The 26,664-nt window shown below is 45.0% G+C and carries 28 protein-coding genes; 17 read left to right on the forward strand and 11 right to left on the reverse strand.

Features of this window, described 5'->3' with window-relative positions:
- Window positions 1–113: 113 nt before the first annotated feature.
- The 5 genes from xerD (at window position 114) to L5M11_RS19230 (ending at window position 4,523) form a co-directional block, all read left to right on the forward strand.
- Window positions 114–1,016 carry a site-specific tyrosine recombinase XerD gene (xerD, locus tag L5M11_RS19210; RefSeq protein ID WP_105250086.1) on the forward strand — a complete coding sequence of 301 codons (903 nt, stop codon included), beginning with the start codon at window positions 114–116 and terminating at the stop codon, window positions 1,014–1,016.
- A gap of 140 nt (window positions 1,017–1,156) precedes the next feature.
- The gene (dsbC, locus tag L5M11_RS19215; protein ID WP_105250085.1) at window positions 1,157–1,882 is read left to right on the forward strand and encodes a bifunctional protein-disulfide isomerase/oxidoreductase DsbC; all 726 of its coding nucleotides are present in this window, start codon (window positions 1,157–1,159) and stop codon (window positions 1,880–1,882) included.
- Window positions 1,883–1,976: 94 nt separating this feature from the next.
- Window positions 1,977–3,701: a single-stranded-DNA-specific exonuclease RecJ gene (gene recJ / locus L5M11_RS19220; protein WP_263193013.1), complete on the forward strand. Its 1,725-nt coding sequence runs from the start codon at window positions 1,977–1,979 to the stop codon at window positions 3,699–3,701.
- A gap of 17 nt (window positions 3,702–3,718) precedes the next feature.
- Window positions 3,719–4,048 (forward strand): hypothetical protein, encoded by a 330-nt coding sequence (locus L5M11_RS19225; RefSeq protein ID WP_105250083.1) that lies wholly within the window; start codon window positions 3,719–3,721, stop codon window positions 4,046–4,048.
- Window positions 4,049–4,082: 34 nt separating this feature from the next.
- Entirely contained in the window at window positions 4,083–4,523 is a 441-nt protein-coding gene (locus tag L5M11_RS19230; RefSeq protein WP_173497328.1) for a GNAT family N-acetyltransferase, read from the forward strand.
- 66 nt (window positions 4,524–4,589) lie between these two features.
- On the opposite strand, the gene ahpF is transcribed toward L5M11_RS19230, so the two are convergent.
- The 4 genes from ahpF to L5M11_RS19250 form a co-directional block, all read right to left on the reverse strand.
- Window positions 4,590–6,161 carry an alkyl hydroperoxide reductase subunit F gene (gene ahpF, locus L5M11_RS19235; RefSeq protein WP_263193016.1) on the reverse strand — a complete coding sequence of 524 codons (1,572 nt, stop codon included), beginning with the start codon at window positions 6,159–6,161 and terminating at the stop codon, window positions 4,590–4,592.
- Between the two features lie 162 nt (window positions 6,162–6,323).
- Complete coding sequence (ahpC, locus tag L5M11_RS19240) at window positions 6,324–6,893, reverse strand: alkyl hydroperoxide reductase subunit C (RefSeq protein WP_105250080.1); 570 nt, start codon at window positions 6,891–6,893, stop codon at window positions 6,324–6,326.
- Between the two features lie 371 nt (window positions 6,894–7,264).
- Window positions 7,265–8,800 (reverse strand): leucyl aminopeptidase, encoded by a 1,536-nt coding sequence (locus L5M11_RS19245; protein WP_263193019.1) that lies wholly within the window; start codon window positions 8,798–8,800, stop codon window positions 7,265–7,267.
- An 89-nt stretch (window positions 8,801–8,889) separates the two neighbouring features.
- Window positions 8,890–9,633 carry a spermidine synthase gene (locus L5M11_RS19250; RefSeq protein ID WP_113939824.1) on the reverse strand — a complete coding sequence of 248 codons (744 nt, stop codon included), beginning with the start codon at window positions 9,631–9,633 and terminating at the stop codon, window positions 8,890–8,892.
- 106 nt (window positions 9,634–9,739) lie between these two features.
- Between L5M11_RS19250 and L5M11_RS19255 the strand changes: the two genes are divergently transcribed.
- The 3 genes from L5M11_RS19255 to L5M11_RS19265 all read left to right on the forward strand — a co-directional run bounded on the left by L5M11_RS19255 (window position 9,740) and on the right by L5M11_RS19265 (window position 11,298).
- A complete protein-coding gene (locus tag L5M11_RS19255) occupies window positions 9,740–10,285 on the forward strand; it encodes a mechanosensitive ion channel family protein (protein WP_106651494.1) in 546 nt (181 codons plus the stop codon).
- Window positions 10,286–10,301: 16 nt separating this feature from the next.
- Complete coding sequence (locus L5M11_RS19260; RefSeq protein ID WP_263193020.1) at window positions 10,302–10,745, forward strand: hypothetical protein; 444 nt, start codon at window positions 10,302–10,304, stop codon at window positions 10,743–10,745.
- Window positions 10,746–10,836: 91 nt separating this feature from the next.
- Window positions 10,837–11,298 carry a hypothetical protein gene (locus L5M11_RS19265; RefSeq protein WP_263193021.1) on the forward strand — a complete coding sequence of 154 codons (462 nt, stop codon included), beginning with the start codon at window positions 10,837–10,839 and terminating at the stop codon, window positions 11,296–11,298.
- A gap of 137 nt (window positions 11,299–11,435) precedes the next feature.
- Here the strand turns inward: L5M11_RS19265 and L5M11_RS19270 are convergent, their stop codons facing one another.
- The 4 genes from L5M11_RS19270 to fccA all read right to left on the reverse strand — a co-directional run bounded on the left by L5M11_RS19270 (window position 11,436) and on the right by fccA (window position 15,621).
- Window positions 11,436–11,723, reverse strand: a complete 288-nt coding sequence (locus tag L5M11_RS19270) for a hypothetical protein (RefSeq protein ID WP_173246570.1) — start codon at window positions 11,721–11,723, stop codon at window positions 11,436–11,438.
- 50 nt (window positions 11,724–11,773) lie between these two features.
- Entirely contained in the window at window positions 11,774–12,511 is a 738-nt protein-coding gene (locus L5M11_RS19275; protein WP_263193022.1) for a dienelactone hydrolase family protein, read from the reverse strand.
- A gap of 68 nt (window positions 12,512–12,579) precedes the next feature.
- A complete protein-coding gene (locus L5M11_RS19280; RefSeq protein ID WP_263143368.1) occupies window positions 12,580–13,569 on the reverse strand; it encodes a 2-hydroxyacid dehydrogenase in 990 nt (329 codons plus the stop codon).
- 258 nt (window positions 13,570–13,827) lie between these two features.
- Window positions 13,828–15,621 carry a fumarate reductase flavoprotein subunit FccA gene (gene fccA, locus L5M11_RS19285; RefSeq protein WP_263193023.1) on the reverse strand — a complete coding sequence of 598 codons (1,794 nt, stop codon included), beginning with the start codon at window positions 15,619–15,621 and terminating at the stop codon, window positions 13,828–13,830.
- A gap of 498 nt (window positions 15,622–16,119) precedes the next feature.
- Here fccA and L5M11_RS19290 point away from each other — a divergent pair, with 498 nt between their 5' ends.
- From L5M11_RS19290 to L5M11_RS19300, 3 genes are read left to right on the forward strand one after another with little or no spacing between them, the layout of a single operon-like run.
- On the forward strand, window positions 16,120–16,530 hold the full coding sequence (locus L5M11_RS19290; protein ID WP_105250071.1) for a hypothetical protein: 411 nt from the start codon (window positions 16,120–16,122) through the stop codon (window positions 16,528–16,530).
- A 5-nt stretch (window positions 16,531–16,535) separates the two neighbouring features.
- A complete protein-coding gene (locus L5M11_RS19295) occupies window positions 16,536–17,105 on the forward strand; it encodes a class I SAM-dependent methyltransferase (RefSeq protein ID WP_263193024.1) in 570 nt (189 codons plus the stop codon).
- Window positions 17,106–17,135: 30 nt separating this feature from the next.
- Window positions 17,136–17,426, forward strand: coding sequence for a hypothetical protein (locus L5M11_RS19300; protein WP_105250069.1), 291 nt, complete (start codon window positions 17,136–17,138; stop codon window positions 17,424–17,426).
- Between the two features lie 85 nt (window positions 17,427–17,511).
- On the opposite strand, the gene L5M11_RS19305 is transcribed toward L5M11_RS19300, so the two are convergent.
- The 3 genes from L5M11_RS19305 to L5M11_RS19315 form a co-directional block, all read right to left on the reverse strand.
- Window positions 17,512–17,697, reverse strand: coding sequence for a hypothetical protein (locus tag L5M11_RS19305; protein ID WP_028759392.1), 186 nt, complete (start codon window positions 17,695–17,697; stop codon window positions 17,512–17,514).
- Window positions 17,698–17,783: 86 nt separating this feature from the next.
- Window positions 17,784–19,217 carry a cytochrome C biosynthesis protein gene (locus L5M11_RS19310; protein WP_263185923.1) on the reverse strand — a complete coding sequence of 478 codons (1,434 nt, stop codon included), beginning with the start codon at window positions 19,215–19,217 and terminating at the stop codon, window positions 17,784–17,786.
- Window positions 19,218–19,492: 275 nt separating this feature from the next.
- Window positions 19,493–19,918: an organic hydroperoxide resistance protein gene (locus L5M11_RS19315; protein ID WP_263143375.1), complete on the reverse strand. Its 426-nt coding sequence runs from the start codon at window positions 19,916–19,918 to the stop codon at window positions 19,493–19,495.
- Window positions 19,919–20,057: 139 nt separating this feature from the next.
- Between L5M11_RS19315 and ohrR the strand changes: the two genes are divergently transcribed.
- The 6 genes from ohrR to L5M11_RS19345 all read left to right on the forward strand — a co-directional run.
- A complete protein-coding gene (gene ohrR / locus L5M11_RS19320) occupies window positions 20,058–20,555 on the forward strand; it encodes a hydroperoxide resistance transcriptional regulator OhrR (protein WP_263143377.1) in 498 nt (165 codons plus the stop codon).
- Between the two features lie 136 nt (window positions 20,556–20,691).
- Window positions 20,692–21,867: a glycerol-3-phosphate dehydrogenase/oxidase gene (locus tag L5M11_RS19325; protein ID WP_263143379.1), complete on the forward strand. Its 1,176-nt coding sequence runs from the start codon at window positions 20,692–20,694 to the stop codon at window positions 21,865–21,867.
- A 109-nt stretch (window positions 21,868–21,976) separates the two neighbouring features.
- Window positions 21,977–23,149, forward strand: coding sequence for a 23S rRNA (uracil(747)-C(5))-methyltransferase RlmC (rlmC, locus tag L5M11_RS19330; protein WP_263143381.1), 1,173 nt, complete (start codon window positions 21,977–21,979; stop codon window positions 23,147–23,149).
- 199 nt (window positions 23,150–23,348) lie between these two features.
- Window positions 23,349–24,497 carry a chromate efflux transporter gene (gene chrA / locus L5M11_RS19335; RefSeq protein ID WP_263143383.1) on the forward strand — a complete coding sequence of 383 codons (1,149 nt, stop codon included), beginning with the start codon at window positions 23,349–23,351 and terminating at the stop codon, window positions 24,495–24,497.
- Between the two features lie 127 nt (window positions 24,498–24,624).
- Window positions 24,625–26,289, forward strand: coding sequence for a methyl-accepting chemotaxis protein (locus L5M11_RS19340; RefSeq protein WP_113939838.1), 1,665 nt, complete (start codon window positions 24,625–24,627; stop codon window positions 26,287–26,289).
- A gap of 217 nt (window positions 26,290–26,506) precedes the next feature.
- Window positions 26,507–26,664, forward strand: a 158-nt coding sequence (locus tag L5M11_RS19345; RefSeq protein WP_259573881.1) for a transposase, incomplete at its 3' end; no start/stop codon positions are given.

The following is a 26,664-nucleotide window of genomic DNA, read 5'->3' on the forward strand; positions in this document are numbered from 1 at the left end:
ATTTGAGTTCTCGTCTTTATGCTTAACTCAGTTAAGCTTATGCAGGCTTAGACATATTTAAATTAATATCAACGGCGTATCATTTGATTACGCCGTTTTTTTATGGAGTATTTGTGCCTAAAACTTATATGCCAGATCCACTTATCGATGCTTTTCTTGATGATCTTTGGTCAAGCAAGGGATTGAGTGATAACACGCTATCGGCCTATCGTACCGATTTACGCCATTTTGATCGTTATCAAGGTCAGCAAGGTGTGACGTTACTCGCGGTTTCTCAGGCCGATGTTAGGGCATATCTGGCCTTTAGAGTTGAGCAGAATTTTGCGCGTACCAGTAGCGCTCGGCTGCTCAGCAGCTTACGGCGTTTCTATACTTATCTGGTGCAGACCAAGCAGATTTCAGCTGATCCTATGGCCTTAGTAGAGTCACCTAAGTTAACGCGCCATTTGCCGGATTCTCTGAGTGAGTCGCAGGTTGACCGTTTACTGTCTGAGCCCAATGTGGATGATGCCGTCGAATGCCGTGACAAGGCAATGCTAGAGCTTTTGTATGCAACTGGCCTCAGGGTGAGTGAACTTGTCGGCTTGACCATGGAGCAAATGAGTTTGCGCCAAGGCTTAGTACGTATTGTGGGCAAGGGTGGCAAAGAGCGTCTTGTGCCGCTGGGGGAATTGGCTATTACCGAAGTGGAGGGCTACATGAAATTTGCTCGCCAAGAGTTGCTCGGTAATAAACAATCTGATGTGGTATTTCCGTCGAAACGCGGGCAGATGATGACGCGGCAAACTTTTTGGCATCGGATTAAACTTTATGCTCTGCGTGCGGGGATTGAAACTGCATTATCACCGCACACTTTACGCCATGCTTTTGCCACTCATTTGCTCAATCACGGTGCCGATCTGCGGGTTGTCCAACTGTTATTAGGTCACAGCGACTTATCGACGACACAGATTTATACCCATGTAGCACGGGCAAGATTGCAGGAATTGCATCAACAGCATCATCCTAGAGGCTAAAAAAGGATTTAGTTACAGCATAAATTTGCTTTCCGCGCGGCTTGTCTGTAACTTTTTGCCCCTATACAGGGTCTATTGAATATCTCGAGTTAGAACGGCCCCAATATCTCGTTGTAGCGACACAATTTATAGGATGTCCCATGAAGTTGACCCCAGCATTATCCTTAGTTTTTGCCCTCCTAGTTGCACCACTTGCCAGCGCTGCCACTGCGACGTCTCCCGATACCGCTGCGATTAAGCAAAAACTCGGTGAGATGTTAGATGTTGAAGTCATTTCTATGCAGGACTCACCAATTGAGGGCTTGTATCAAGCCATGACCAACCGCGGCGTGCTCTATATTAGCCGTGATGGTTCAAAACTATTCCACGGTAGTGTGTATGATATCGATAAGGGCATGAAAAACTTAACCGAAGCCGCATTAGCGGGTCCGCGTTTAGAAATGATGAAGCCGCTTGAAGAGAATATGCTTGTCTATAAAGCGAAAAACGAAAAACACGTGGTCACTGTATTTACCGATGTTAGCTGTGGTTATTGCCGTAAATTGCATAGCCAAATGTCTGACTACAATAAACTTGGTATTACAGTGCGTTACTTAGCCTTCCCGCGCGCGGGTGTGCCGTCAGCTAATGCCGACGAGATGCAAGCTATCTGGTGTGCTAAAGATCCATTAAAAGCCATGACTGATGCTAAAGCGGGCAGCAAAGTTGCCGCGGCAACATGTGATGCTAAAATTGCCGAGCAATATGCTTTAGGCACAACCTTTGGTGTCAATGGTACACCTGCAATCGTATTAGAAGATGGCAATATGATCCCTGGTTATCAACCGCCTGAAGACTTATTGCGCACCTTAGAGGCACGTCAGTAACAGTCTAAAATGTAAAATTTATCCCACGAAAGGTGAGCTTAAGGCTCACCTTTTTGTTATCTTATTGCCACGATTTCATGAGAGTTTGAGTCCCTTGATCCATAAGATAGTCCGTCGCCCAACCGTTGATGATAGCCATTTACCTGCTCATCTTTCGCCGCTATTGAAGCAGCTTTACGCTCGCCGTGGTGCGCTCACCCACGAATGCGAACTTGTCCTTAAGGGTCTATTAAGACCTGAAACCATGAAGGGCCTGCCTGAAGCTGCGGCGCTTATTGCCGATGCCATGCAGGCGAATAAGTCGATTCTGATCGTGGGTGACTTTGACGCAGACGGCGCCACATCGACCAGTGTGTGTATGTTGGCGCTGCGGATGATGGGCGCGGTGAGAGTGGATTATTTGATCCCCAATCGCTTCGATTACGGCTACGGCTTAAGCCCTGAAATTGTTGCAGTTGCGGCTTCCAAACAGGCTGAGCTACTCATCACAGTTGATAATGGTATTTCATCAATTGACGGTGTTGCGGCGGCCAAAGCCTTTGGTATGCAAGTGGTGATTACCGACCATCATTTACCCGGCCATGAGTTACCCGCTGCCGATGCGATAGTGAACCCTAACCAACCGGGCTGTCCATTTGCCAGTAAATCGATAGCGGGTGTCGGCGTGGCCTTTTATTTGATGACGGCATTAAGGGCTGAATTACGGACGCGAAACTGGTATCAAACCCATGGTATTTCTGAGCCTAATTTAGGCACATTACTCGATATCGTTGCCCTTGGCACCGTTGCCGATGTGGTGTCACTCGATGCCAATAATCGTATTTTGGTTGAAGCAGGTTTGCAGCGCGTGCGAGCCGGGCGTTGCCGTGTGGGGATTACTGCGTTGCTTGAAGTGGCGAAGCGAAATCCGGCGCGCATTGTCGCATCTGACTTTGGTTTTGCCGTAGGCCCTAGACTGAATGCCGCAGGGCGACTAGATGAAATGGCACTTGGGGTTGAAACCTTACTCTGCGAAGACATGATGTATGCACGGCGCATGGCGGCAGAGCTTGACGGATTGAATCAAGAACGTCGTGAGCTGGAAGTCGGCATGCAGCAGGAAGCCTTAAAAAGCCTAGAGCACTTAAAGCTTAACGAAGCCGAGTTGCCTTGGGGGATTGCCTTATTTCAAGAGGATTGGCATCAAGGCGTGATCGGGATTTTGGCCTCGCGCATTAAAGACAAATACCATAGACCCGTGATTGCCTTTGCCGATGCGGGCAATGGTGAAATTAAAGGCTCGGCGCGTTCGATCAAAGGCTTGCATATGCGCGACTTATTGGAGTTAGTGAACACTCGCCATCCGGGACTGATTATCAAATTTGGTGGTCATGCAATGGCGGCGGGTTTATCGCTCAAAGCGGGCAGTTTTGCTACTTTTGCCAAAGCCTATGATGATGCGGTGCGTGAGCAGCTTAAACCTGAGTTGTTAACGGGTGAGCTTTGGTCCGATGGCGAGCTCACTCCCGCAGAGTTGAATCTTGAAATGGCTCAGTTACTGCGCAATGCGGGGCCTTGGGGACAAGCTTTCGAAGAGCCGTTATTCGATGGTTACTTTACGATAGTGCAACAACGTCTTGTCGGTGAGCGCCACCTTAAGCTCGTACTTGAAACCCAATGCGGCACTGTGATGCTCGATGCGATTGCTTTTAATGTGGATTTGTACACTTGGCCAGATGCGACGATTAATCATGCCCGTGTTGTGTATAAACTCGATGTGAATGAGTATCGCGGCAATTTTTCGCTGCAACTTATGGTTGAGCAAATCGAAGCTATGTAAGATGACAAGGAGTTAAGTTGAAATCATTATCCGATAAAAAAATTCGCCAGCTACTTAAGCGTTTTGCTTGGATATATGTTATCTGCTTAAGTGTACCGTTTATCTCAACCTTACTCACTACTAAGGCTCAGGGGCAAATGCTGCTTATGGGGATTTGGCCCGCAGCCTCCTTGTTTTACTTTCTCGCTTACCGTTATTTAGCTAAATCCTTTAAGTATGAAATCAATCGCCACTTAGCCTTTAGTTATCATGGCGGTGGCACTTTAGCGGGGGCTTTGTATTCGTTAGCTAAAGTGGTGTTATTAGCGATGGCATTTATGATATTTATGAGTGCCAATAACACCTGAACTGACGTTAACGGAAAATTTCGGAGAAAGGAAAATGCTGCAGGAAACAGGATACAGAGTCAGTACAGATCAAGCTGAAATGAATCTTGAGGTTATCCATGGCTTTATTAGTAATAGCTATTGGGCGCAGGGCATGCCAAAGGCGCTGCTACAAAAAGCGTTAGCCAATAGCCTGTGTTTTGGGGTATTTGATAAGGACAATCAACAAGTGGCTTTTGGCCGCTTAATCACAGATAAAGCCACTTTTGCCTATCTTGCCGATGTGTTTGTACTTGAGTCGCACCGTGGCTTAGGCTTAAGTAAGTTGATGATGACATCAATTATGGAACATCCTGAATTACAAGGTTTAAGACGGATAATGTTAGCCACCCGCGATGCCCATGGACTCTACGCCCAGTTTGGTTTCAACGCGGTCGATCCCCCTGAAATGCTCATGCAAATTAGGCCTGCTAAGCCTTATCAATACCTTAGTTAACATCAAAAAAATAGCCAGCATTTGCTGGCTATTTTTGCGTTAGCTTTGATGTCTGTTGACGAAGCCTTAAGCGGCTTTGGTCGCGGCGGTTTCTTCATCGCTGTGGCGAATTAAGTAATCAAATGCGCCCAGTGATGCGGTCGCGCCGCTGCCCATGGCAATGATAATTTGCTTGAAAGGTGAGTTAGTGACATCACCTGCGGCAAAAATACCTGGGACTGAGGTTTGCCCGCGCTCATCGACTATGATCTCGCCCCTTGGGGTTAAATCGATCGTGCCCTTCAACCATTCCGCATTCGGTACTAGCCCAATCTGCACGAAGATACCTGCAAGTGCGACATGGTGACTCTCGCCAGTGGCTCTGTCTGTGTAGTTCAGGCCATTAACCCGAGTACCATCGCCAGTCACTTCAGTGGTCATGGCTTGGGTAATGATTTTAATGTTACCCATAGAAGCCGCTTTACGTTGCAGTACATCGTCGGCGCGCAGGGTTTTATCAAATTCCAGCACAGTCACATGTTCTACTATGTTCGCAAGATCGATAGCCGCTTCGATACCTGAGTTACCGCCGCCGATCACCGCCACACGCTTGCCCTTAAATAACGGGCCATCACAATGTGGGCAGTATGCGACGCCTTTGCCACGGTATTCTTTCTCGCCGGGGACGTTCATCTCACGCCAGCGGGCACCTGTGGCTAACAATACGGTACGGCTACGTAATTTAGCGCCGCTTGCCAGTTCAAGCTCGAACAAGCCATCTGTTGATAACGACACTGCCTTTTGGTTGTCCATGATGTCGACTTCGTAGTCTCTTACATGGGCTTCAAGGTTTGCTACTAGTTTTGGACCTTCGGTCGCTTTGACCGAAATAAAGTTCTCGATACCGACGGTTTCAGCCACTTGTCCGCCAAACTTGTCGGCAACAATACCGGTGCGAAGTCCTTTACGTGCTGCATAAATAGCGGCTGCTGCGCCGGCTGGGCCGCCGCCGACGACTAAGACTTCGAATGGCGCTTTTTCATTAATTTCATCGGCCTTACGGCTTGCGGCATTGGTATCCAGTTTATTGAGGATCTCGCCAATGCTGATACGGCCAGCTGCAAACACTTCGCCATTTAAGTAGACAGAAGGCACAGCCATAATGTTTTTGCTGGTTACTTCTTCTTGGAACAGGGCACCATCGATCATCACGTTGGTGATATTCGGGTTAATGGCCGCCATCATGTTCAGTGCCTGTACTACGTCTGGGCAGTTTTGGCAGGTCAGTGAGACGTAAGTTTCAAAGGCATATTTGCCTGGCAGATTGCGGATCTGCTCAATAATATCATCGCTGAGTTTGATTGGGTGTCCACCCGTGTGCAGTAATGCCAGCACGAGTGAGGTAAATTCGTGACCCATAGGCAGACCAGCAAAGCTGATTTGCGTATTAATCTCTGGGTTAATCACTGTCATCGCCGGGATGCGTTCGCCCTGAACTTCTTTCAGGCTCACCAGAGAAGATAGGCTGACAATGTCTTGCGCTAAGCTTTTTAATTCTTGAGACTTTCTACTTTCATCTGCAGACACGACAAGTTCAACTGGTCTCTTGAGGTTTTGCAGATAGGTTTGCAGTTGATTTTTTAAATTCGCATCTAACATGTGATGACTCCAAAATCGCGTAAAAGGGAGAAAAAGGGGGCCAGTCTAGGCCCTTGCAGGGGCGGGCTTAATCCTTTGCTGCGTGGCGCTACAACTGTGTCGGCTGTAACGCCAATCAGCTTGGGACGCTAGACTGGCGGGGTTGACGCTTTGCAGGCTAAATTAGATTTTGCCAACGAGGTCTAAAGACGGTGCTAATGTTTCGTCACCTGGTTGCCATTTAGCTGGGCAAACTTCGCCATCGTGAGTAGCAACATATTGAGCTGCTTGAATTTTACGAACTAGCTCTTGAGCGCTACGGCCGATGCCTAAATCGTGAACTTCGCTGACCTTGATTTGGCCTTCTGGGTTAATCACGAAAGTACCACGCAGTGCTAAACCGTCTTCTTCAATCATCACGCCGAAGTTACGGCTGATAGTGCCTGTTGGGTCAGCCAGCATTGGGAAGTTGATCTTTTTGATGGTGTCTGACGTGTCATGCCATGCTTTGTGAGTGAAGTGTGTGTCAGTTGATACTGAGTAAACTTCAACGCCCATTCCTTGCAGTTTTTCGTAGTGATCAGCCATGTCGCCTAATTCAGTTGGGCAAACAAAGGTAAAATCTGCTGGGTAGAAGAAGACAACAGACCATTTACCTAACAGGTCTTGTTCAGTTACTGGAACGAACTCACCATTGTGGAATGCAGTGGCTTTGAATGGTTTGATTGTGCTGTTGATAATTGATTGAGTCATTTTATGCTTCCATTTAGTTGATGATGGCTTAAGTTCATAACGAGGACATTTGCTTGCGTCCTGTCGATGTGAAGCATATTACCGACTCGATTAAAATTAAGATAACGGATAAAAACTATTATCTTAATCGGTTTAGTAGAATGATGATGCGATTAGGTCGGACTCAATCGGTTTTTCTGCGACGGCTGCGGGTTTGGCGTGATTGGGTGTAGTTTGGATTTAGCCGGCTGGTTTTTGTTGATTGAGATAAGATAAATTTCGAGCATAAAAAAGGGATATCAATGATATCCCTTAAAGTGTAAATACAATTAAAACAAGATACTGAGGTTCTAGGTTCTAGGTTCTAGGTTCTAGGTTCTAGGTTCTAGGTTCTAGTTCTGTGCTTTGGGTTGAGTTAACCAAGTGCTGAGTAAGCGCACGCCGTAACCTGTTGCCCCCGCAGGCACAACAGCGGTATCGGTGGCGGTTAAGGCATTGCCCGCGATATCGAGATGTGCCCAAGGCTGTTCGCCCGCAAAGCGTTTTAAGAACATGGCCGCAGAGGAAGCGCCAGCGCTGCCTTCTTTACCTGTGTTTGTGAGATCCGCGATAGTGGATTTAAGCTCATCCGCATAGGCTTGATCTAACGGTAAGCGCCAGACCTTTTCGCCAACCTGTTGACCTGCATAAGTTAGCTGCTGCACTAAAGGCTCAGAATCGGTAAACAAGCCTGCGTAAACATTGCCTAACGCACTCACTTTTGAGCCAGTCAGTGTCGCAACATCGATAATCACTGATGGCTTATAATTTTCTCTGGCATACCAGAGGCCATCGGCCAGCACTAGGCGACCTTCGGCGTCGGTATTGAGCACTTCAACGGTGAGACCTTGGGCGGTTTTAATCACATCACCAGGGATCATTGCATGACCCGATACCATGTTCTCCGCCATTGGCATAATTGCTACTACGTTGACTGGCGCTTTTTGAATCGCCATGGCTTTAATAGTGCCAAGCACAGTGGCTGCACCTGCCATATCTGACTTCATCCGCGCGATTGAAGTACCTGTCGCCTTAATATTGTAACCACCCGAGTCGAAGGTGATACCTTTACCGACCAGTGCGATTGGCGCGTCTTTGCTACCAGGCCAATGGGCGACCACTAACTTAGGTGGGCGCTCGCTGCCTTTACCTACAGCAGCTAAGGCGCCCAGTTGTAGACGTTCGATATCTTTGGCTTCTAATACCGTGACTTTAACGCCGAGGGATTTAAGTTTTCTGGCTTCGTTAGCAAAGCTGTCGGGATACATAATGTCTGCAGGTGCGTTTGTCAGATCGCGCGCTAAAAACACACCCGCTTCAACCGCTTGCAGATTTTTATGGTGTTTTTGGTTGCGACTTAAATCATCGACAGCGATTTGGTAATTCTTCTCGGCACGGGGGCTCGCTTTGAACTGAGTATAACGATAACTGCGTAGTTCAATTCCGTGGGCAAGCTCAGAGGCAAATAGCGGCGCGGCAGTTAAGCCTTGGGTGAGTACACGCACTGTGGCTTGGGGAACCGTATCGAGTTTGGCCGCAACATTGCCACCGATGGTATTAATGTCACCGGGCGTTAAGTTTTTTGCATCGCCAATGCCGACCAGTAAGACCCGTTTAGCATCAATTTCGCTGGGTACCAAAATCTCGAGGATTTCCCCCCGTTTGCCGGAAAAAATATTATCCGCCGTTGCTAGGTTTAATTGATCTTGGGTCGACTGAGGTAAAAAGTCGATCCCATAGGTAGTAGAATCAGCGCTTTGGAATAGCACTAATGTATCTGAATTCAGTGAGCTACGAGTGTCAAAACTAAAACTTTCGGCGTTAGCATTGAGAGAGTTAAGGCACGCCAGAGCCATAACGCTTAACATAAATTTGTGCTTATTTTTCATGGTGACAGCTCATATCATGGAAGTGTGAGAAGAATATCAAAGCTCAGCCTTAGGGTTAACTAATTTACGCTATTTTGCTGATATTAGTATTAAATCCAAGGCCCAAAGCGTGTCAATGATCGATCAAGGGCAAAACCCAATTGTTGCGATAAAGATTGAGCACTACTTTTAAGGGCCGAGGTGCCTAAAAGCTGTGGCGATTGGCTCGCAAAAATCACCCAATTACCGCCGCCTGTGAGACAAGCGTTCACATGGGCAAAGTGTTGTTGTAAGTCGGCTAACAACTCGCGATTTTGGCTATGTTCTTTCCAGCAGTTCAGCACTAAATACCCATTGGGTTTGATGAGGTTAGTGCACTGCTCAAGGAATATTGGCGAAAGCTGCCCTGTTTCAACGCCTTTGGCTGTATAAATATCGGCAAAAATTACATCCACTTTTTTATGATCGCCAGCAGCTAAAAAGGCAATAGCATCATCATTGATAAGATTGAGCTTTTTACCTATCGGCAGTTGAAAATAGCGCTTAGCTAACTCAATCACCGCGGGGCGTAATTCCACCGCTGTTAACTTTATTGCCGCGTCGAAATTGCGCAGTGAGTGAATAATCGAGCCGCCGCCTAAACCTAAAACAATAGCGCTCTTGGGCTTACAAAACAGTAAAACCAACAACATGGCTTGCACATAAGTGTGCTGGGGAATATGGGGCGCCGCCTTGAGGATCTTACTCTGCTCATCGTTATCCCCAAAGGACAGGATCCGTGAGTCGTCATAATCGATTACACGAATCGGGCCTAGTGCGTCTTGGGTTTCATGTAAGAGGGTAGAATCGGCCATATTGGATTAATTACTCGATTTAGCTGTTTGGCTTGTTTGCACGGGCTATAACTGCTCGCGCAAAAAAGTTAGAATTCAGACAGTTTTAGTTAATTGAGCCGCTATTATGACAAATCAAATCCTGCTTGCCTGTATTTATCTTGCAGTGTTTATCTTTTTACAGCGCGCCTTAACCCATTGGGTTAGAAAACTCGCGCAAATGAAGCAAGTGAGTGTTGCACGGACCAGTTTAGTGACCCGTTTTATTTCCTATGTGATGTTTTTTATTACTCTGTCATTGATGGCGGTCTCGCTCGGACTGGGCTATCAGGATGTGTCGCTATTTGTGTCATCCGCCTTTGCAGTGATGGGCGTAGCATTGGTTGCTCAATGGTCGATATTGAGTAATTTAACCGCTGGCGTGCTGATCTTTTTCGTGTTTCCCTACCGTATCGGTGAACGTATTAGAGTGGTTGATAAGGATGAAGATATTAGCGGAGTGATCATCGAAATCGCTTTATTCCATGTGCTTATTCACCGCGACAATGGCGATACCATTACTTATCCCAATAACCTCATGCTGCAAAAGGCAGTGTTAAAGCTCGCCGATCAAACTCCCTTAGCCGAACGTCAGGCGTTACTCGAAGGCAAGAAGAAGTTTGATCCTGAGTAACAAAGGATATAGATACATGGTCATTGAAGAAGAGGTTGGCAAATTGATTGATACTGAACTTTATAGTTCATTACTCGTCTATGCAAAAAAGAATAGCAAAGTAAATGTGAATGAATGTGATCTACCTAAAGTGTTATTAGCCTATGATGCACAAAAAATAAACGCCGCCGAATTTTCTATTTTAGAGATGGAGAAGATAGTGTCATCGAACATGCCACTATTTACTCGTTTCTTCGATAAAAAGATTGATACTTTTATTGATGCACCAGATGAGCAAGAGAGCAATGATGATGTTATCGCAACACTGCCTTTTTATAAAAATTTCTTGGTGATATACATTATTGAGTTCTGCCTCTTAATTGAAAAACAAGATGAACTAGAACGTTACCTTAAAAAAATAAGAGTCCCAGGCAGCAAAAAATATTCACGAAAATTAAAGGAGATAATGACTGCTTTGTAATTGAGAACAGTCAGAGTTATACGTGTACATAATTTTTAACAAACTTGATAGATCTGGCCATAGTTGGCAACCTTAGTTATTTGGAGTTCGCATGTTTGTAAAGTCAATAACCATTTTTCCTTTTGGTGATATTTCAGGAAAAGGTCAATCAAAAATCTGGGAAAGGAAATTAGATATACCTTATTTAGGGGATGGCTTTCTCATACGTATTTGGGGGACAAAAGAGGGACCAACAGTATCCCAATGTGAGGCATTCGATAAACTCATCAATAATGCCGAGCAGATTAGAAAAGATGCAACCACTAGGATTATTCACTTTCTTACCTCTTCAGACATTGTTCCTGCAGAAATCCAACTCACCTCATCCAATGTTTGGACATTTTTGTTGCCATGCTTGATCGAAGTTAATGCAAATAATGAATACAGCCTTGGTGTTGGTAAGCTAGGTTCAAATGCCATTTCCATTGGATATGATATTTCTTGGGGTGAAGGTTTTCCCCTTTTGCAGATAGGTGTTTTAGATGGCTTTATCGATGAAATATATTCTGAATAGTGATTATCTGCTTTTTACTAGTAGTTTAATATATGAAAGGATGAATCACTAAAACCATAATATTAGTTAAGGTTTTAGTGATTCATTTGATTTTAAAAAGTTAGATCGTTAGGTGTATTTTAGATAATTACTGAACGCTATTTTAACGAGGCGATAAAGGCTTCAGACTTTTGGCGGTAGGATTCTTCAAATGCAATGATAGCAGCTATGATACCAGAGCCCAAAAGCACTTGTAGAGAGGGGATAAGAGTAGCTATGCCCACTGTCGACCAAAAGTTAAGGCTAAATCCACGTGTCATCCAAAACTGACTCGCTAGGCCAATTAATGAAAGCACGACGGCTAATAACGAAACAACGGTTGTTACTCGGGTAATCATTAATAGTAATGCTAAGTTTTTTGAGGATAAATTTTTATAGGGTTTCATTTTTACTCTTTCCTTAAGTATTTAATATTTTTGTATGTTTAATTTATAAACTAGTGAAGCACTCTTTGAAAAAAAGCTACCGCTTGCAGGTACATTTGCAGTGCGAGTGCGGGATCATAGCGTTCGCCTTCATCACGCATAAAGGCGTGTTGGGCGTTGACTTCAAGCCAAGTGAAGTTACGGTTCAGCGCCATTAATTGCTGGTGGATTAGAACACGGCCTTCTGCTGATACGTGGGGATCTTGCTTGCCGAACACTAACACTAATTCCCCTTGAATATCACCGCTGCGGCTCAGTGAGTCATTACCGTAAGCGCAGGGTAGGGTGTTGGAATGAATGTCGGTTGGATAGAGGCAAAATGCACCTAAAATAGCGGGATTGAGTGCGGCACGGTAGGCTAAGTGGCCGCCGATACACACGCCCATAGAGCCAACTTTGCCATTGCAGTAAGTTTGTTGAGTGGCAAAATCGATCAGTGCTTGGGTATCGCTATCGTGGTGTTCTAGGGGTTTGGCAAATTTATCGGCGTTACCTTTATCTTTACCCGATTCATCATAGGCCAGCACAGTGCCTAAAGGATTCAGTTCATGGAACACTTCGGGTACTAACACCACAAAACCGTGGCCAGCAAGAATAGTGGCGGTGCGGGCGATGGGCGCAGTTTGCTGAAATATCTCGGAATAAAAGATGATACTTGGGAATATTCCCTGTGCATCTGGGCGATAGATATAGGTGCGCATTAGCCCTGAAGGTGTGGAGATATCCTGAATTTCCTGAGTCACTAACATATTTATATTCCTCTATGAGGCTTCAAACGTTGAAGCCTCACTTTAGCAGTCAGGATTTTATCTGTCAGTTAAAACAATTCGTTACCTGAGAGTTCACCGGCACATAGTGCTTTTATATTGCTTAAGGTCGTTTTGGCAATGGCGCCTAGGGCTTCTTCGGTGAGGAAGGCTTGGTGACCCGTGAAAATCACGTTATGGCAGGCTGATAAACGACGGAATACATCGTCTTGAATAATTTCATTCGATTTGTCTTCGAAGAACAGGCCCTTTTCGTTTTCATATACATCGAGCCCAAGCGAGCCGATTTGCCCCAGTTTTAATGCTTCCATTGCGTCGAAAGCATTGAGTAAACCACCGCGACTGGTGTTGATCACCATGACACCGGGTTTCATCTTGGCGAAGCTGGCTTGGTTTAGTAAGTGACGGTTATCCGCGGTCAACGGGCAATGCAAGCTGATGATATCGCTGTTGGCATAAATAGAGTCGAGATCTTGATATTCCACATTCAGCGCGACAACCGCTGGATTGATAAAGGGATCGAAGGCAATGACTTTACAGCCAAAACCGAGCAATACCTTGATGGTTGCTACGCCGATTTTACCTGTACCAATCACGCCGACGGTTTTGCCGAACATGTTAAAGCCGACTAAGCCTTCGAGGGAGAAGTTGGCATCGCGGGTGCGTTGGTAAGCTTTGTGGATTTTTCGATTCAGTGTCAACATCAGTGCGACTGTATGTTCGGCCACGGATTCAGGAGAATAAGCTGGTACGTTAACGACTTGCATGCCTAAGCGTTTAGCGGCAACTAAATCGACGTTGTTAAAGCCAGCGCAGCGCATGGCGATAATTTTTGTGCCACCCTTAGCGAGTTCGACCAGAACTTCTTCACAGAGTGAATCGTTGACGAAGGCACAGACAATTTCAAAACCTTCGGCAAGCTTCACTGTTTGCATGCAGAGGCGATAATCGAAGTACTCAATTTGTGCACCAAACGCAGCATTTGTGCGGTTAAAGTGCTGCATGTCGTAATGTTTTGCGCTAAAAAATCCAATTCTCATTTCAGTCACCTAACGGGTTTGCTGATGTAATTATCTGGCAAAGAGTGTAAGTGAGTTAGGGCTTTTTGTCCTTAGCCTTAGAAAATTCCCCGTTAAAAGAGTGAGCTTTATCATCAATTGGGAATAAAAAAAGCGAGCCCCTGACGGCTCGCTTATTGATTGACTGCTTTTACTTGAAGTGTTCAAGCTAGGGCTCTCATATTGAAAGTCGTACTATATGAGCTGAGGGTTAGTCCTTTAACCCTCCGTTATTGCATTTTACTTTTTGTCTTTAGCGTATTTAGCTGCAGATGCACCCGCGATACGGCCATAAGTAACGATATCGGAAATAGCATTACCACCTAAGCGGTTAGCACCGTGAACGCCACCTGTGACTTCACCTGCTGCATATAAACCATCAATAGGCTTGCCCGTTTTTTCACTCTTCACTTCGGCTTTAGTATCGATCACAACACCACCCATAGTGTGGTGAACTGCTGGCGCGATTTCGAGAGCGTAGAAAGGTGCAACAACTAATTCACGTGGTAAATCAGGACGTTCAAATTGAGCATCTTTACCTGATTTAACAAAGCCATTATAAGCTTTCACTGTTTTAGCGAGTTCGGCTGCTGGAATATCTAACTGTTTAGCCAGATCTTCAATTGTTTTGCCTTCTTTAACAATGTTCAGGTGCACATAGCCTTCGATGGCTTTTAAGCTCTTACGGATAGAGTCATCGAATACCAAATAAGCACTTTCGCCTTTTTGTTGCAGAATCGCGGCAGACGCTTTGTCACGGGTGGTGATTTCGTTCATAAAGCGGTTACCTTCACGGTTAACCACGATCGCACCGTTACCACGTACCGCTTCGGTGATCATTACACCACCAGCAGGTGAATAAGTTGGGTGAGCTTGAATAAACTCTAAGTCGCGAGTTGCTGCACCCGCTTGTAATGCCACGTCTAAGCCATCACCTGTAGCACCTGGGTGGTTAGTCGCTTTAAAGCCTTTTAACTTAGGATCGTACTTAGCTACACGATCGTTATTTTTCGCAAAACCACCCGCTGCGATAACGACAGCGTCAGCTTTGACAACGTAATAACCTGTGTATTCACCCTTCACCAATACGCCGATAATTTTACCGCTCGCATCTTCAAGAATACGTACTACACGGCTGTTTAAGCGGATGTCAGTACCACGTTTCACTGCATTGTCCCATAGAACTTGTGCTACGTGTGCACCCACGCCAGCGCCGCCTGTTGGACGGTGACTACGGTTAACACTTGCGCCACCCATTCGACCTACGTCAGTCATATCGGCACCCATAGAGGTTAACCAATCGATAGAGTCTGATGAGTTGTTGGCTAAGGTTTTGACTAATTCAGGATCGTTAATATTGCGACCACCTTTCATGGTGTCGTCGATCATGATTTGTTTCTTGTCTGCGATACCTAGTTTAGCCTGTGGCTTAGTTTCTGCAGCGTTCATACCGCCAGCAGCAAGTTTAGTGTTTCCGCCTGGGATAGGTTCTTTTTCAAGCAGGATAACTTTAGCGCCTGCATCACGGGCTGAAACGGCTGCAGCAAGACCTGCACCACCTGAACCTATGATCACGACATCAGTGGTTTCTTTTGCGCCAGCGGCAATGGCTTTATCTTGAGCAGCTTTGTCTGCATCAACAGGCACAAACTTACGTTCCCACTTACCACCGTAAGGCATATCGAAGCCGAAGCTGTGACAAGCATCGCAATAGGTGACTGATTTTTCATGACCTTTATGGCAGCTAGTACAAGCAATTTCGCCAATTAGGTGAGATTTATGGGGTGATACTTTATCTTTAGGTGCAGCGGCGGCCAGTTCTTTTAAATCACCGTGGCAGCTAACACACTGAGCATTTTCATGGGTAAGGTTGTCGTTGGTGACGCCACCTTTGTCTGATACGTGGCAGCTGTCGCAGCTACCCATTTCACCGTGAAAATCGGCTAGCACTTCTGGTGCTGCATAGGCAGTACCTGCCATAGCGCCAGAGATCAGCATGGCTAGTGCTGTTTTTTGAATCTTTCTTGTGAACATGATAGTTCCTCCGCCGTACATTCATCTACTTAATAAGGGTTATTCATCGTGGCGTGATATTTATTTTTTACGCAGCTCACGCACTGTTAGAGCATTCTCCATTTGCAAATTTAGCACTATCTAAAGAGGTATATGTGTGTTCAGATCACATAACCTTTGTTACAGCGAAAATAACATATTTAAAATGTGCAATCGGATGGGAAATATTAATGAAGTTGAGACTAATCACTGCTTCAATACGGTATAATATGCGTTAGTTAACATATTGAATGGATTGATTTTAACTTTATAAAATAAAAATGGTATGAATTATGGTTTTGGTAGCGTGTTTTATCTATTTGTATTTTATAGATATTATAATTTAATCTTGTATATTGAGGTGATGGCTTATTTATTTTTATGTATTCTATAAATAATGTTATTTCAAAAGCCTTTATTGTATAAAATTATATTATCATTTTAATTAAATGTTACGCAATTGATTCTTAAGGGGTTGTAATGCACAAACAAGGCATATCTGAAAAACGTTTTTGGTTTCAACGTTTGAGTAAAACCAGTTTAAGGGCATTACATATTTTAGGGATCGTTGGTGTTGGTGGTGGCATTTTATTAGATGTAAATAAAGTGCAATGGTTGAGTTATTGGTATCTCGCGATGACGACGGGCAGCATATTAATGTTGTGGGAAATCGCACGGGATTGGCGCTGGCTGATCCAGCTTAAGGGAGTGTTAACTTTAGTAAAAATAGGCTTGCTTGGCCTGTTTGTGCCGCTGGCTCATTACAAGCCTGAGCTGTTAATCGTGATACTTTTTTTGTCAGTTATCGTGTCCCATGGTCCTGCAGGGCTCAGGCATTATTCTATTGTGCATCGTCGGCAAATTGACTCGAAAAAAGAAATTAAGGGCTAATTGATATGTCTGTAACCCATACGTCAACTTTAACGCCTGCCGCGTTAATCACAGAGTTCGCTTGGCCTAATCCATCTGTGTATAACTTAGACTTGAGTTGTTTTGATGGACTTAAGGTACTCGATCTCGCTTGCGGTTCTGGGCGTAATGGTTTGTGGTTTTTAGCGCAGGGGGCTGAGGTGACTTTTATCGATCGAGATTTGTCAGCCATGTCACACATTGATCAGGCTAATGCTTACAAATTACAAAGGGATTTAGAAGCTGAGGCAGGACCATTATTGCCGGTTGAAGAGTACGATATTGTCTTAGTATTTAATTATCTGCATCGCCCATTACTGCCACAAATTGCTAAGGCGGTTAAGAGCACAGGCCTTATCGTCTATGAAACCTTTACAACGCAACAGGCGCAGATAGGTAGGCCACGCAACCCAGATTTCTTACTTACTGAAAATGAACTCAAATCAGTGTTTGCTAACTGGCAATCTTTACATTACTTTGAAGGTCGATTATGTGATCCGCAGTCCACTCAAAGCAGTTATAAAGCCCAGTTGATTGCGCGAAAACCTACAACGTAAATTTATTGATTGAGACTCAGAGGTCGTAGGATGTTTCCCTATCCAGAGCAATATCGCATTGCAACGCCGCCGTTGACGACCGCCTTTATGGTGGCGTGGGCTTTATTCAGTCACAGCTTATTTTCCGATGCAAACCCTGTCGCACTCTATCCGCTGTTAGCGCTATTTCCTTTGGTGATTGGATTACACTTATATTTGATTTTGTTAGCAAAAGGAATGGGGCGACTCGATCAGTGTTTCTATGCCTTAGTGCATATCCCACTGGCATTTGTGGTGTGGACATTCACTATTATGCACGTGAATGGTAACGCTTTTTCTTAAATTCGCCTGACGTTTTAGAGAAAATAACAAAAAAAAAGCGCCCTGATAATCAGAGCGCTTTTTTTTGATTTTGTATTGCTAACAATTAGGCCGTAGTGTTGATGTTGTGGCCTGCATTGCCTACGGGTTTTGGCGCCGCAGCTGCAATTAAATCTACCGCGATTTTACCTTCGGCTTTTTGCTGCTCTTTTGCTAACTGAGCAACCTTAACGCCAATTGCACCATTTTCTAGATTTGGTGCGATAGCTTGGGTATTCAGTGAAATTGACATAACTAACCTCGATTGTAAGCTGGATCCCTTTATCGGCAAACCCACGGTTAACTTTAGTCGTTACACATGAATTTGCCAATCTGCAATTATTTTGCCTTGGCCGTGAACAGTTTGCGGCCGATGACAATTATTGCTGTAACGCCTAGTGAGCCTAAGATCAATCCGAGTGCCAGACTCACATTTTGCAGTGCTGTTGGGTCAATAACCAGTGCGATACCCATACCCAACATCATCACGCCTGACATAAGTTTCAGGGTTTGGCCTTCTTTTTCGGTCAACTTACGTTTGCCTAAGGTCGCACTGAAAACGATAACAATAATAGCCAGCGGGATCACATATACAATATTGTATAAAACCAAATACATATAGCGTTCAATGTCAGGCAGATTGTGCATAGATAGCACACTGGTGTAGATCATTGGGAAGCCTGCGGTGCAAAGTAACTCATAGGCATTGGCGAGGATAGCTAATACGGTAGAACCTATGAGTAACGCGCCTAAGTTACTGGAATTGGATAGTTTCCCCATGCGTTTTATTAGACTCGTACGATTTTCTGCCGACATTGATAGTGTTACTTCTCCCTTAGTAAAGAAGTAATCTTTGATATTGATAACTCCAGCGATCAAAGCTAAACAACCCGCCGCTAAAATGATCATACCGCCATCACTGCCTGCCCCCAGCAGTTGGAAGATGTTTAGCCATGCCGTCATAAACAGGAAATAGATAAAGCCGGAGAAGAATACGAAAATCCCGCCGACGAGTAACATGCGGCTGCGACTCTTGGCATTAACCATTATCGATAGTAAAAATAGCAATACAAAGAAGGCACAAGGGTTAAAAGCATCGACACCTGCGAGCACTAAGGTGAGTAACGGCAGAGACATAGTCTCAGGTGTCACTACTCCCACTAAAGGTAATTCAACGGGTTGAACTTCTGGCTCTGCAACGGGCTCGCTTAAGCTGGTGGCATCACAGGTGCCTTCGCCAGTATCTGTGCCACAAGTGCCAAAGAGCGGTGCATCTGTTTGAGCGCTTGTGGTTGTGCTGGTGGCTCCTTTGGTGGGGAGGTCAGCGTCGCTCAGTTTACCGCCAAGGGATAAATAACAATTCTTCAGTCGATTGACTAAAAATTCACCCGTTACCGCTTCACTTGAATATCCCACAATGGCCTTTTCACAACTTGCCATATAGGGTACTGAGCGTGCTTCAGTACTGGTTTTGGAGGCGATATTTTGCCAAATATCCTGTACGCCGGGATCTGACACCCTATGGGATTCGAGTTCTATCCAAGGGTATTTTTGCGGTAATGAATCAATGAAGGGATGGGCCTCTGCACAGTGCGGACAGGTTTTTGACCAAAAGAAATACAGCTTAATTTTGAGTTCACCCTGAGCATTCACATAATGCCACGTTCGATCCGCTGAGCTTGAGGGTGTTGTCTCGGCCCAGCTCGGGATAGAAAAGGCAAAGAGGAATAATAGCGAGCAAAAGAGAGATAATTTCGATAGATATTTTGTCATAGCGCCTCCCACAGAGAGTGGGTTTAAGTATCGTCAAACGGTTCGATTATCTCTTACTCTACTTAAATCAATCATTTTGATTAAATTAGATATTAAGAAGTGTTAGTTAACTCGCGAATAATAATTTTTTGGGAACTGAAACCAGTTTATCTCCCTGTGAAATGGTGTGATGCACACTCATTCTCAGCTTGAGCTGTTATTGGCTAATAAAGAATAAAGCACCCGAGGGTGCTCTATTTCTGACGTTATCAACAGGTGTCGATGATGGGTTATGGTTAGCCTAACGTTACGCCATTTACGCTAAGTTTCACGTCGATATTATTGCGCGTGGCGTTCGAGTACGGACAAACTTGATGTGCGTGACGCACTAGGGCTTCTGCGGCTTCTTGCGGTAAATCTAAGCTGACTTCTAAGGCAACCGCTAATGCAAAACCACCGACGTCATTGGCACCAATCCCAACAACTGCACTGACTGGCGCTTCGGTAATATCCACTTTGCCGATTTTTGCGACGTGCAGAATGGCGTTTGAGAAACAGGCGGCATAACCTGCGGCAAACAGTTGTTCAGGATTCGTGGCAAGACCGCTACCGCCCATGGCTTTTGGATAGGCTAAAGCGACATCCAGTAAACCATCATCAGTGCTGACTTGACCTTGACGCCCCGCTTTTGCTGTGGCACGTGTTTCATAAAGTGTTTTCATAGTATTAGACCTTTTAAGATTAAGGATTAAGTAAATTGATTTAAATTGCGCGCAATTCAATTGTGATAAACTATAATTCGATCTTTGGTGTGAATGCAAGTATATTGTGCGCAATATATTTAATTTGTTGGATCTTCCTATGGCAACAACTCAACCCAACACCCGTGTTAATACTGTCGATATGGCCGAAAATACCAGCACAGAGAATGCCTTATGTCTTGAGAATCAAGTGTGCTTCTCACTTTATAGTGCTGCAAATGCTATGGTGCGTGCCTATCGGCCTTTGTTGGACAAATTAGATCTAACTTATCCGCAGTACTTAGTCATGCTAGTGCTATGGGAAGAGCAGGGGATTAGTGTCAAAACCTTAGGCGATAAACTTTTCCTCGATTCAGGCACGTTAACGCCATTGCTGAAGCGACTAGAATCTAAAGGATTAGTGACTCGCGGTCGTAGTGAACAGGATGAACGCGTGAGAGTGCTGGCCTTAACGCCTGCAGGACTTTCCCTCAAAACACAGGCAAGTGAAATTCCCCATTTGATGCGCTGTAAAGTCGGCGGCGAGGCGAGCGAACTAAAAGCCTTAAAGACTATGTGCGATCAAGCACTTAAGCAATTACATGCCAGTATTGATTAAACTCTTATCGTCGAGATTTGATCTAAGATTAACTTATTGACATATTAACGCTTATTAGCGGTTCGACTGAGTGTAATGGGTTGTATGCTTGAGGCTCAGCGGGTCAGTCGTCTATTGAAGGTAGCGAGAGTAAGTTATGGCCTGTTTCGATGTAGCCATTATTGGCGGTGGGATCAGCGGTGTCGGCATTGCCCAATATGCAGCAGCAGCGGGCTATTCCACCTTGCTGATTGAAAAGGGCGAAATTGGCGGCCAAACCTCAGCGAATTCCAGCAAGCTTATCCACGGTGGTTTACGCTATTTAGAAACCGGACAAATTAATTTAGTCCGCAAATCATTGCTTGAAAGGCGACATTTACTCAATCTTGCGCCATCACTTGTTAAAGCTGTGCCATTTTATATTCCCGTGTACGACAACAGTCAGCGCAGTCCTTGGACCATTCGCGCAGGACTGAGTATGTATGCACTGCTGAGTGAATTTGATCCTTTAGGCCAATTTGTGTCAGTACCCGCTGTGCATTGGCATCGTTTCAAGGGATTAAAACTCTCTGGATTAAAAGCCGTATTTCAGTATTGGGATGCGCAGACCGACGATAAACTATTAACTCAAGCGGTGGCGCGTAGCGCACAGGCACTGGGTGCTGAAGTCTATGCCGAGGCTGAATTTCTTGAGTTGGAACACAAGCGCGAGACCTGTGAGCTGAGTTTTAGCCACAGGGGCGAGGCCCATAGTGCCGAGGCGCGTCTAGTTATCAATGCCGCTGGTCCTTGGGTGAATGAGGTGTTGAGTAAAGTGTTGCCCCCACTTGCGGGTGTTGAACTCGATTGGGTGCAAGGCGCCCATGTGTTACTGGATATTCCTGCGCCCGATGGCATCTTGTACTTAGAGTCATGCTTCGATAAACGGGTAATATTTGTGATGCCTTGGTATGGTCAAACCTTAGTCGGCACCACAGAAACTGAATTAACCTCTTTAGATAAGCCGCCTGAGGCGACCGAATCTGAAATTAATTATCTGCTGGGGATCTACAAACATTATTTCCCACTAACGCCGGATATTGATGAGCTCAAGGCGCTAATAACCAAAACTTTCTGTGGTATTCGGGTCTTGCCTAAGCAAAATAGCCAAGCCTTTGAGCGACCGCGAGATACCTTAATGCAAACATCGATTTCCCATCCGCGAATACTCAGTTTATATGGCGGTAAGTTAACGACGTTTCGCAGTACCTCAGCCGAAGTGCTTGAATGGATTGAAAAGGCCATAGGTAAGCGGCAGTCTATTGCTGATGTTGATAAACTCACCCTATCTTGAGTGCGCCGTGAATTATGCACTTGATGCTGATTTGAATATGCTTCAAGGTGATTTTTACCTGTAAAACCGCTACAGTGTGGCGCTTTTTTACTGATATCTAGGATCTGCCGTGAATGCTGCTATTGTAAATACCGCCAAGCAATGTGGTTATTTTAACCAAGGTCAGTGCCTTTCTTGCCGGCATATACAACAGCCTATGGTGCAGCAAGTGGCGGTTAAGACTCAAATTTTACAGCAACTACTCGCGCCTTTTATCCCAGCTAATTTGCCCGATATTTTTCAGCCGCCGGTAATTGGCGAGGACAGCGGCTTTCGTAATAAAGCTAAAATGGTGGCCTTAGGCGCCGCCCATGCGCCTGTGTTGGGGATTGTGAGCCCAAGTGGCGAGGCGGTAGATCTTTGCGACTGCCTTTTATATCCATCTGATATGCAAGATTTATTACATCGCTTAACACGCTTTGTGCAGCAGGCTGGACTTCCTCCTTATCGGGTAGATAGAGCCAAGGGTGAACTTAAATTTATTCTGCTGACCCGCAGTCAAGTGCGTGGTGAATATCTACTGCGGTTTGTACTGCGGTCCACCAATAGTATCGAACGTATCGAACGTGAATTACCTGCATTATTAGCTGAATATCCGCAAATTAAAGTGGTGTCAGTCAATATCCAACCGGTTCATATGGCAATACTTGAGGGTGATGAAGAGATTTTCTTAACTGAGAATACTAGGCTTGAAGAACGTTTTAATCATGTGCCTTTGTTCATTCGGCCTAAGAGCTTTTTCCAAACCAATCCACACGTTGCGGCGCAGTTATATCAAACGGCCCGTGAATGGGTTGCCGAGTTTTCACCTCATTCGTTATGGGATCTTTTCTGTGGTGTAGGCGGTTTCGGACTGCACTGTGCATCCAAAGACATTACCCTCACAGGGATTGAAATTGAAGCTGAAGCGATTGCCTGCGCGCAAATGTCAGCGCAAATGATGGGGCTCGAAAACGTGCAATTTATGGCGCTCGATTCCACCGACTTTGCTAAGGGTAAAAGCGCTGCCGATAAGCCGGATTTGATCATAGTTAATCCGCCGAGGCGCGGTATTGGCGAGGCGCTATGCCAGTCTTTAAGCGAGTTTGCCCCTAAGGCCATTCTCTATTCAAGCTGTAATCCGCAAACCTTAGCGAAAGATCTCGAACATATTCAAGGCTATCACTTAACCAAAGTGCAGCTATTTGATTTATTCCCCCACACGGATCACTTCGAAGTACTAGTCATGTTGGTGAAGGATTAATTTTTAGCTCATCAATTTATCACTAAGCATTTGTACTTATTCGTTTTACGATTCTTGAAATCCGCTCAAACTATCTTAAGGACTCTACCATGTGGAGTCTTTGCAATACTTTTATCTGCGCTGCTCGCGTGAAACTTCATCAAAGTGTCTTTTTAGTGGCATAATCTTCAGCACTTTATGCATTAATGGGCGGCGATTTATGCTACAGATTTTCCTACGCTTTTTTACCTTGGGCTTGATGAGTTTTGGCGGGCCTGCGGCGCACATTGGTTATTTTCGCCAGACCTTCGTAAATGAACTCGGTTGGCTCGATGATAAGCGTTACGCCAGTCTGGTTGCCTTAAGCCAATTTATGCCGGGGCCAGGGTCGAGCCAAGTGGGCTTTGCCATTGGTTATCAAAGAGGCGGGTTTGTTGGCGCGCTTGCTGCTTTTGCCGGTTTTACACTACCTTCCTTTATTTTGATGTACTTACTGGCAGTAACAACGTCGGCTTGGCTCGCTAATCATTATGTTCAAGGGATGATTTACGGGCTTAAATTAATGGCCGTCGTTGTGGTTGCCGATGCCGTTCTCGCCATGTTTAAACAGTTCTGCCAACGCAAATCCGCACGCCTATTAATGTTAGTCAGTGCCGCGGCAATTTTGATTGCGCCATCTATGTGGACGCAAATCCTTTTGTTACTTGGCGCCGCCACTATCGGCATCTATAAATTGAGTGCGAGCCAAGATGACACAGTAGCGCTGGCACCGATTCGATTGAATTACTTCTATTTGTTGCTCTTTTTCGTGTTGCTCATCGGCAGTTTTTTTATCGTGGATTTAGGATCTGAAGCTTGGATCTTCGGTGAGTTTTATCGCGTAGGGAGCTTAGTATTTGGTGGTGGTCATGTAGTGCTACCTCTGTTGGAAACTGCGGTGGGTGATACCATAGGTGGCGATCGTTTTCTGACAGGTTATGCCTTTGCCCAAGCAGTGCCAGGACCTATGTTTACCTTTGCGACCTTTTTAGGCGCTGAAGTGATGTTAGATAAGCCCTTCATGGGAGCTTGCATCGCAACCGCAGCTATTTTCTTACCCGGTTTTTTACTTATGCTGGTGGGGTTGCAAAGTTGGCATGCGATTGCCGCAAGACCAAAAATTGCTGGCGCGATAGCGGGAGTGAATGCCTGTGTTGTTGGCTTACTTGCCGCAGCACTTTATCAACCCGTGTTTTCTCAGGCGGTATTCTCAGGTAAAGATATGGCCTTGGTATTGCTCGGTTTTGGTGCATTAAAGTTATTTAAACCACCCATGCTACAACTGGTATTAGGCTTTAGTGTATGTGGTGTGCTGCTTAATATGCTTTGAACTGAGTCGTTATTAATCGAATGTTTATTGAGCAAGATTAAGATTTTGTTACTTTAAGCGCATAGAAATACAACAATCTTAGCTATACTCCGAAGATACAAGTTGTAATCCTTTGGAGCATTCAAGTATGTCTAAGTTGAGTTTGCGCAATAAATTATTATTGCTATCGCTGTTTCCTTTGATCCTCGCATTATTGGTGTTGATGTCGGTTTCTTATTATGTCGAGCAAAATGCGCTTGCCGATGAGGTGGTTACCTTTAGATCTAAGCTCGTCGGTGAACGTAAACAACAAATTAAAGAAGCTACCGAAATTGCCGCTGGTATAGTGAATTACCAATTATCGTTAAAAGAACAAGGGAATGTGAATCAAGCGCTAAGAGACATACGTTTTGGCAGTGCGGGTTATTTCTTCATGTATGACTCTCAAGGGAAAAATATTTTCCATGCCCTAATACCGAGTTTAGAAGGGCAAAATAAAATGGATATGACAGATCCTCGCGGCACCAAAATTATCGTCGGTCTGCTCGATGCCGCTAAACGTGGCGATGGTAGTTTCTCCTATTACTATCAAAAACCTAATACTAATGAACAGATTGAAAAAATCAGTTACGCCATGATGATCCCTGGTACTGACTGGATGTTAGGTACTGGGGCATATATCGATGATATTGAAGCTGTTGTTGAAGATTATCGTGAGACAGTGACTGAGCAAATGGCTGAAAAATCCTTCGCGATTTTGCTGATAGCGCTTTTCCTTACGGGTATTACTGGCTTTATCATTATGATTGCCGCCCACCGTATGGTCGTGCCAATCAAGAATATGGCCGATAACTTAAATGATATTGCTAAGGGCGAAGGAGATTTAACCAAACGACTTACCGTAAAAGGTGAAGACGAAATTGCCCAACTTGGGCGCTCCTTTAACCTCTTTGTCGATAAACTTCAGCATATTATCGGCGATGTCGCGACCGCGACGGCTAAAGTAAAAACGGCAGCCAATGCGATTCATGATCAAACTAAAGTCATGTCGAGCCAGTTGGTGAGTCATAACAATGAAACCGATCAGGTGGTGACTGCAATCACTGAGATGTCCTCCACTGCGAACGAAGTGGCTAAGAATACCACTCAAGTAGCCGAAGCGACTCATGCTGCTACTGGTGATGTGGCGAATGCACAGCGTTGTGTTGATGCTTCGCTTGAGGAGATTGCGTCTTTAATGTCGCAAATCAACAATGCGGCAGGCAGTATAAAATCACTCAGCGAGCAATCACAGAAGATCAACAGCGTGCTTTCTGTCATTGGCGGTATTGCCGAGCAAACTAACCTATTGGCATTAAACGCCGCCATCGAAGCGGCCCGTGCTGGTGAACAGGGTCGTGGATTTGCTGTGGTCGCCGACGAGGTGCGTAATTTAGCCAGTCGAACTCAAGCCAGCACGTTAGAAATCAACGAGATGTTATCGGCACTGCATAAGCTAGTGACCCAAGCCGTGAAAGCCATGGAAGAGAGTCAGCAAAGCTGTGTACGTTCGGTGGATTCTTCTCGTACGATTTCCGATAGTTTAGGCTCAGTCACTTCAGCGGTAACGGCGATTAATGATATGAGTACCCAAATTGCGGCCGCGGCGACAGAGCAAAGCTCAGTAACCGAAGAAATTAACCGTAACGTGTATGCCATCCAAGAGATTGTAAACGAGTTGCTTCATTCCAGCGAAGATGCCGCTAGGATCAGTATGACAGTCTCGGAAGAAGGCATTAACTTGGGCAAGTTAGTGGGCCAGTTTAAGATTTAGTGTGACAGTTTAAGATTTAATTGCAGTAATCTTGATTAAAAACGGGAGACTTAAGGTCTCCCGTTTTTATTTGGCTTATTTACCTTTTTGAAGAGCACTTAATCCATTTACTTTAGTCAATCCAGCCTAGGGTCTGTTGATCTTTCGAGAGTAATTTTTAGACAGCATGGCAAGACGTTATAATTTGCTTCGCCAAAAGTAACCATAACCTCAAGCCATGCCAAGACTTATGCTAACCGATGCACGCTGGGAAAAGCTATTTCATTTAATGAAAAGCACAGGCCGTGTTTATGACAAACCTGAACATAGACAAACATTCGAAGGTATTCTTTACCGCCTTAGAACAGGTATCCCTTGGCGAGATTTACCTAAAGA

Source organism: Shewanella sp. SM87 (assembly GCF_025653705.1).
GTDB lineage: Bacteria > Pseudomonadota > Gammaproteobacteria > Enterobacterales > Shewanellaceae > Shewanella > Shewanella oncorhynchi.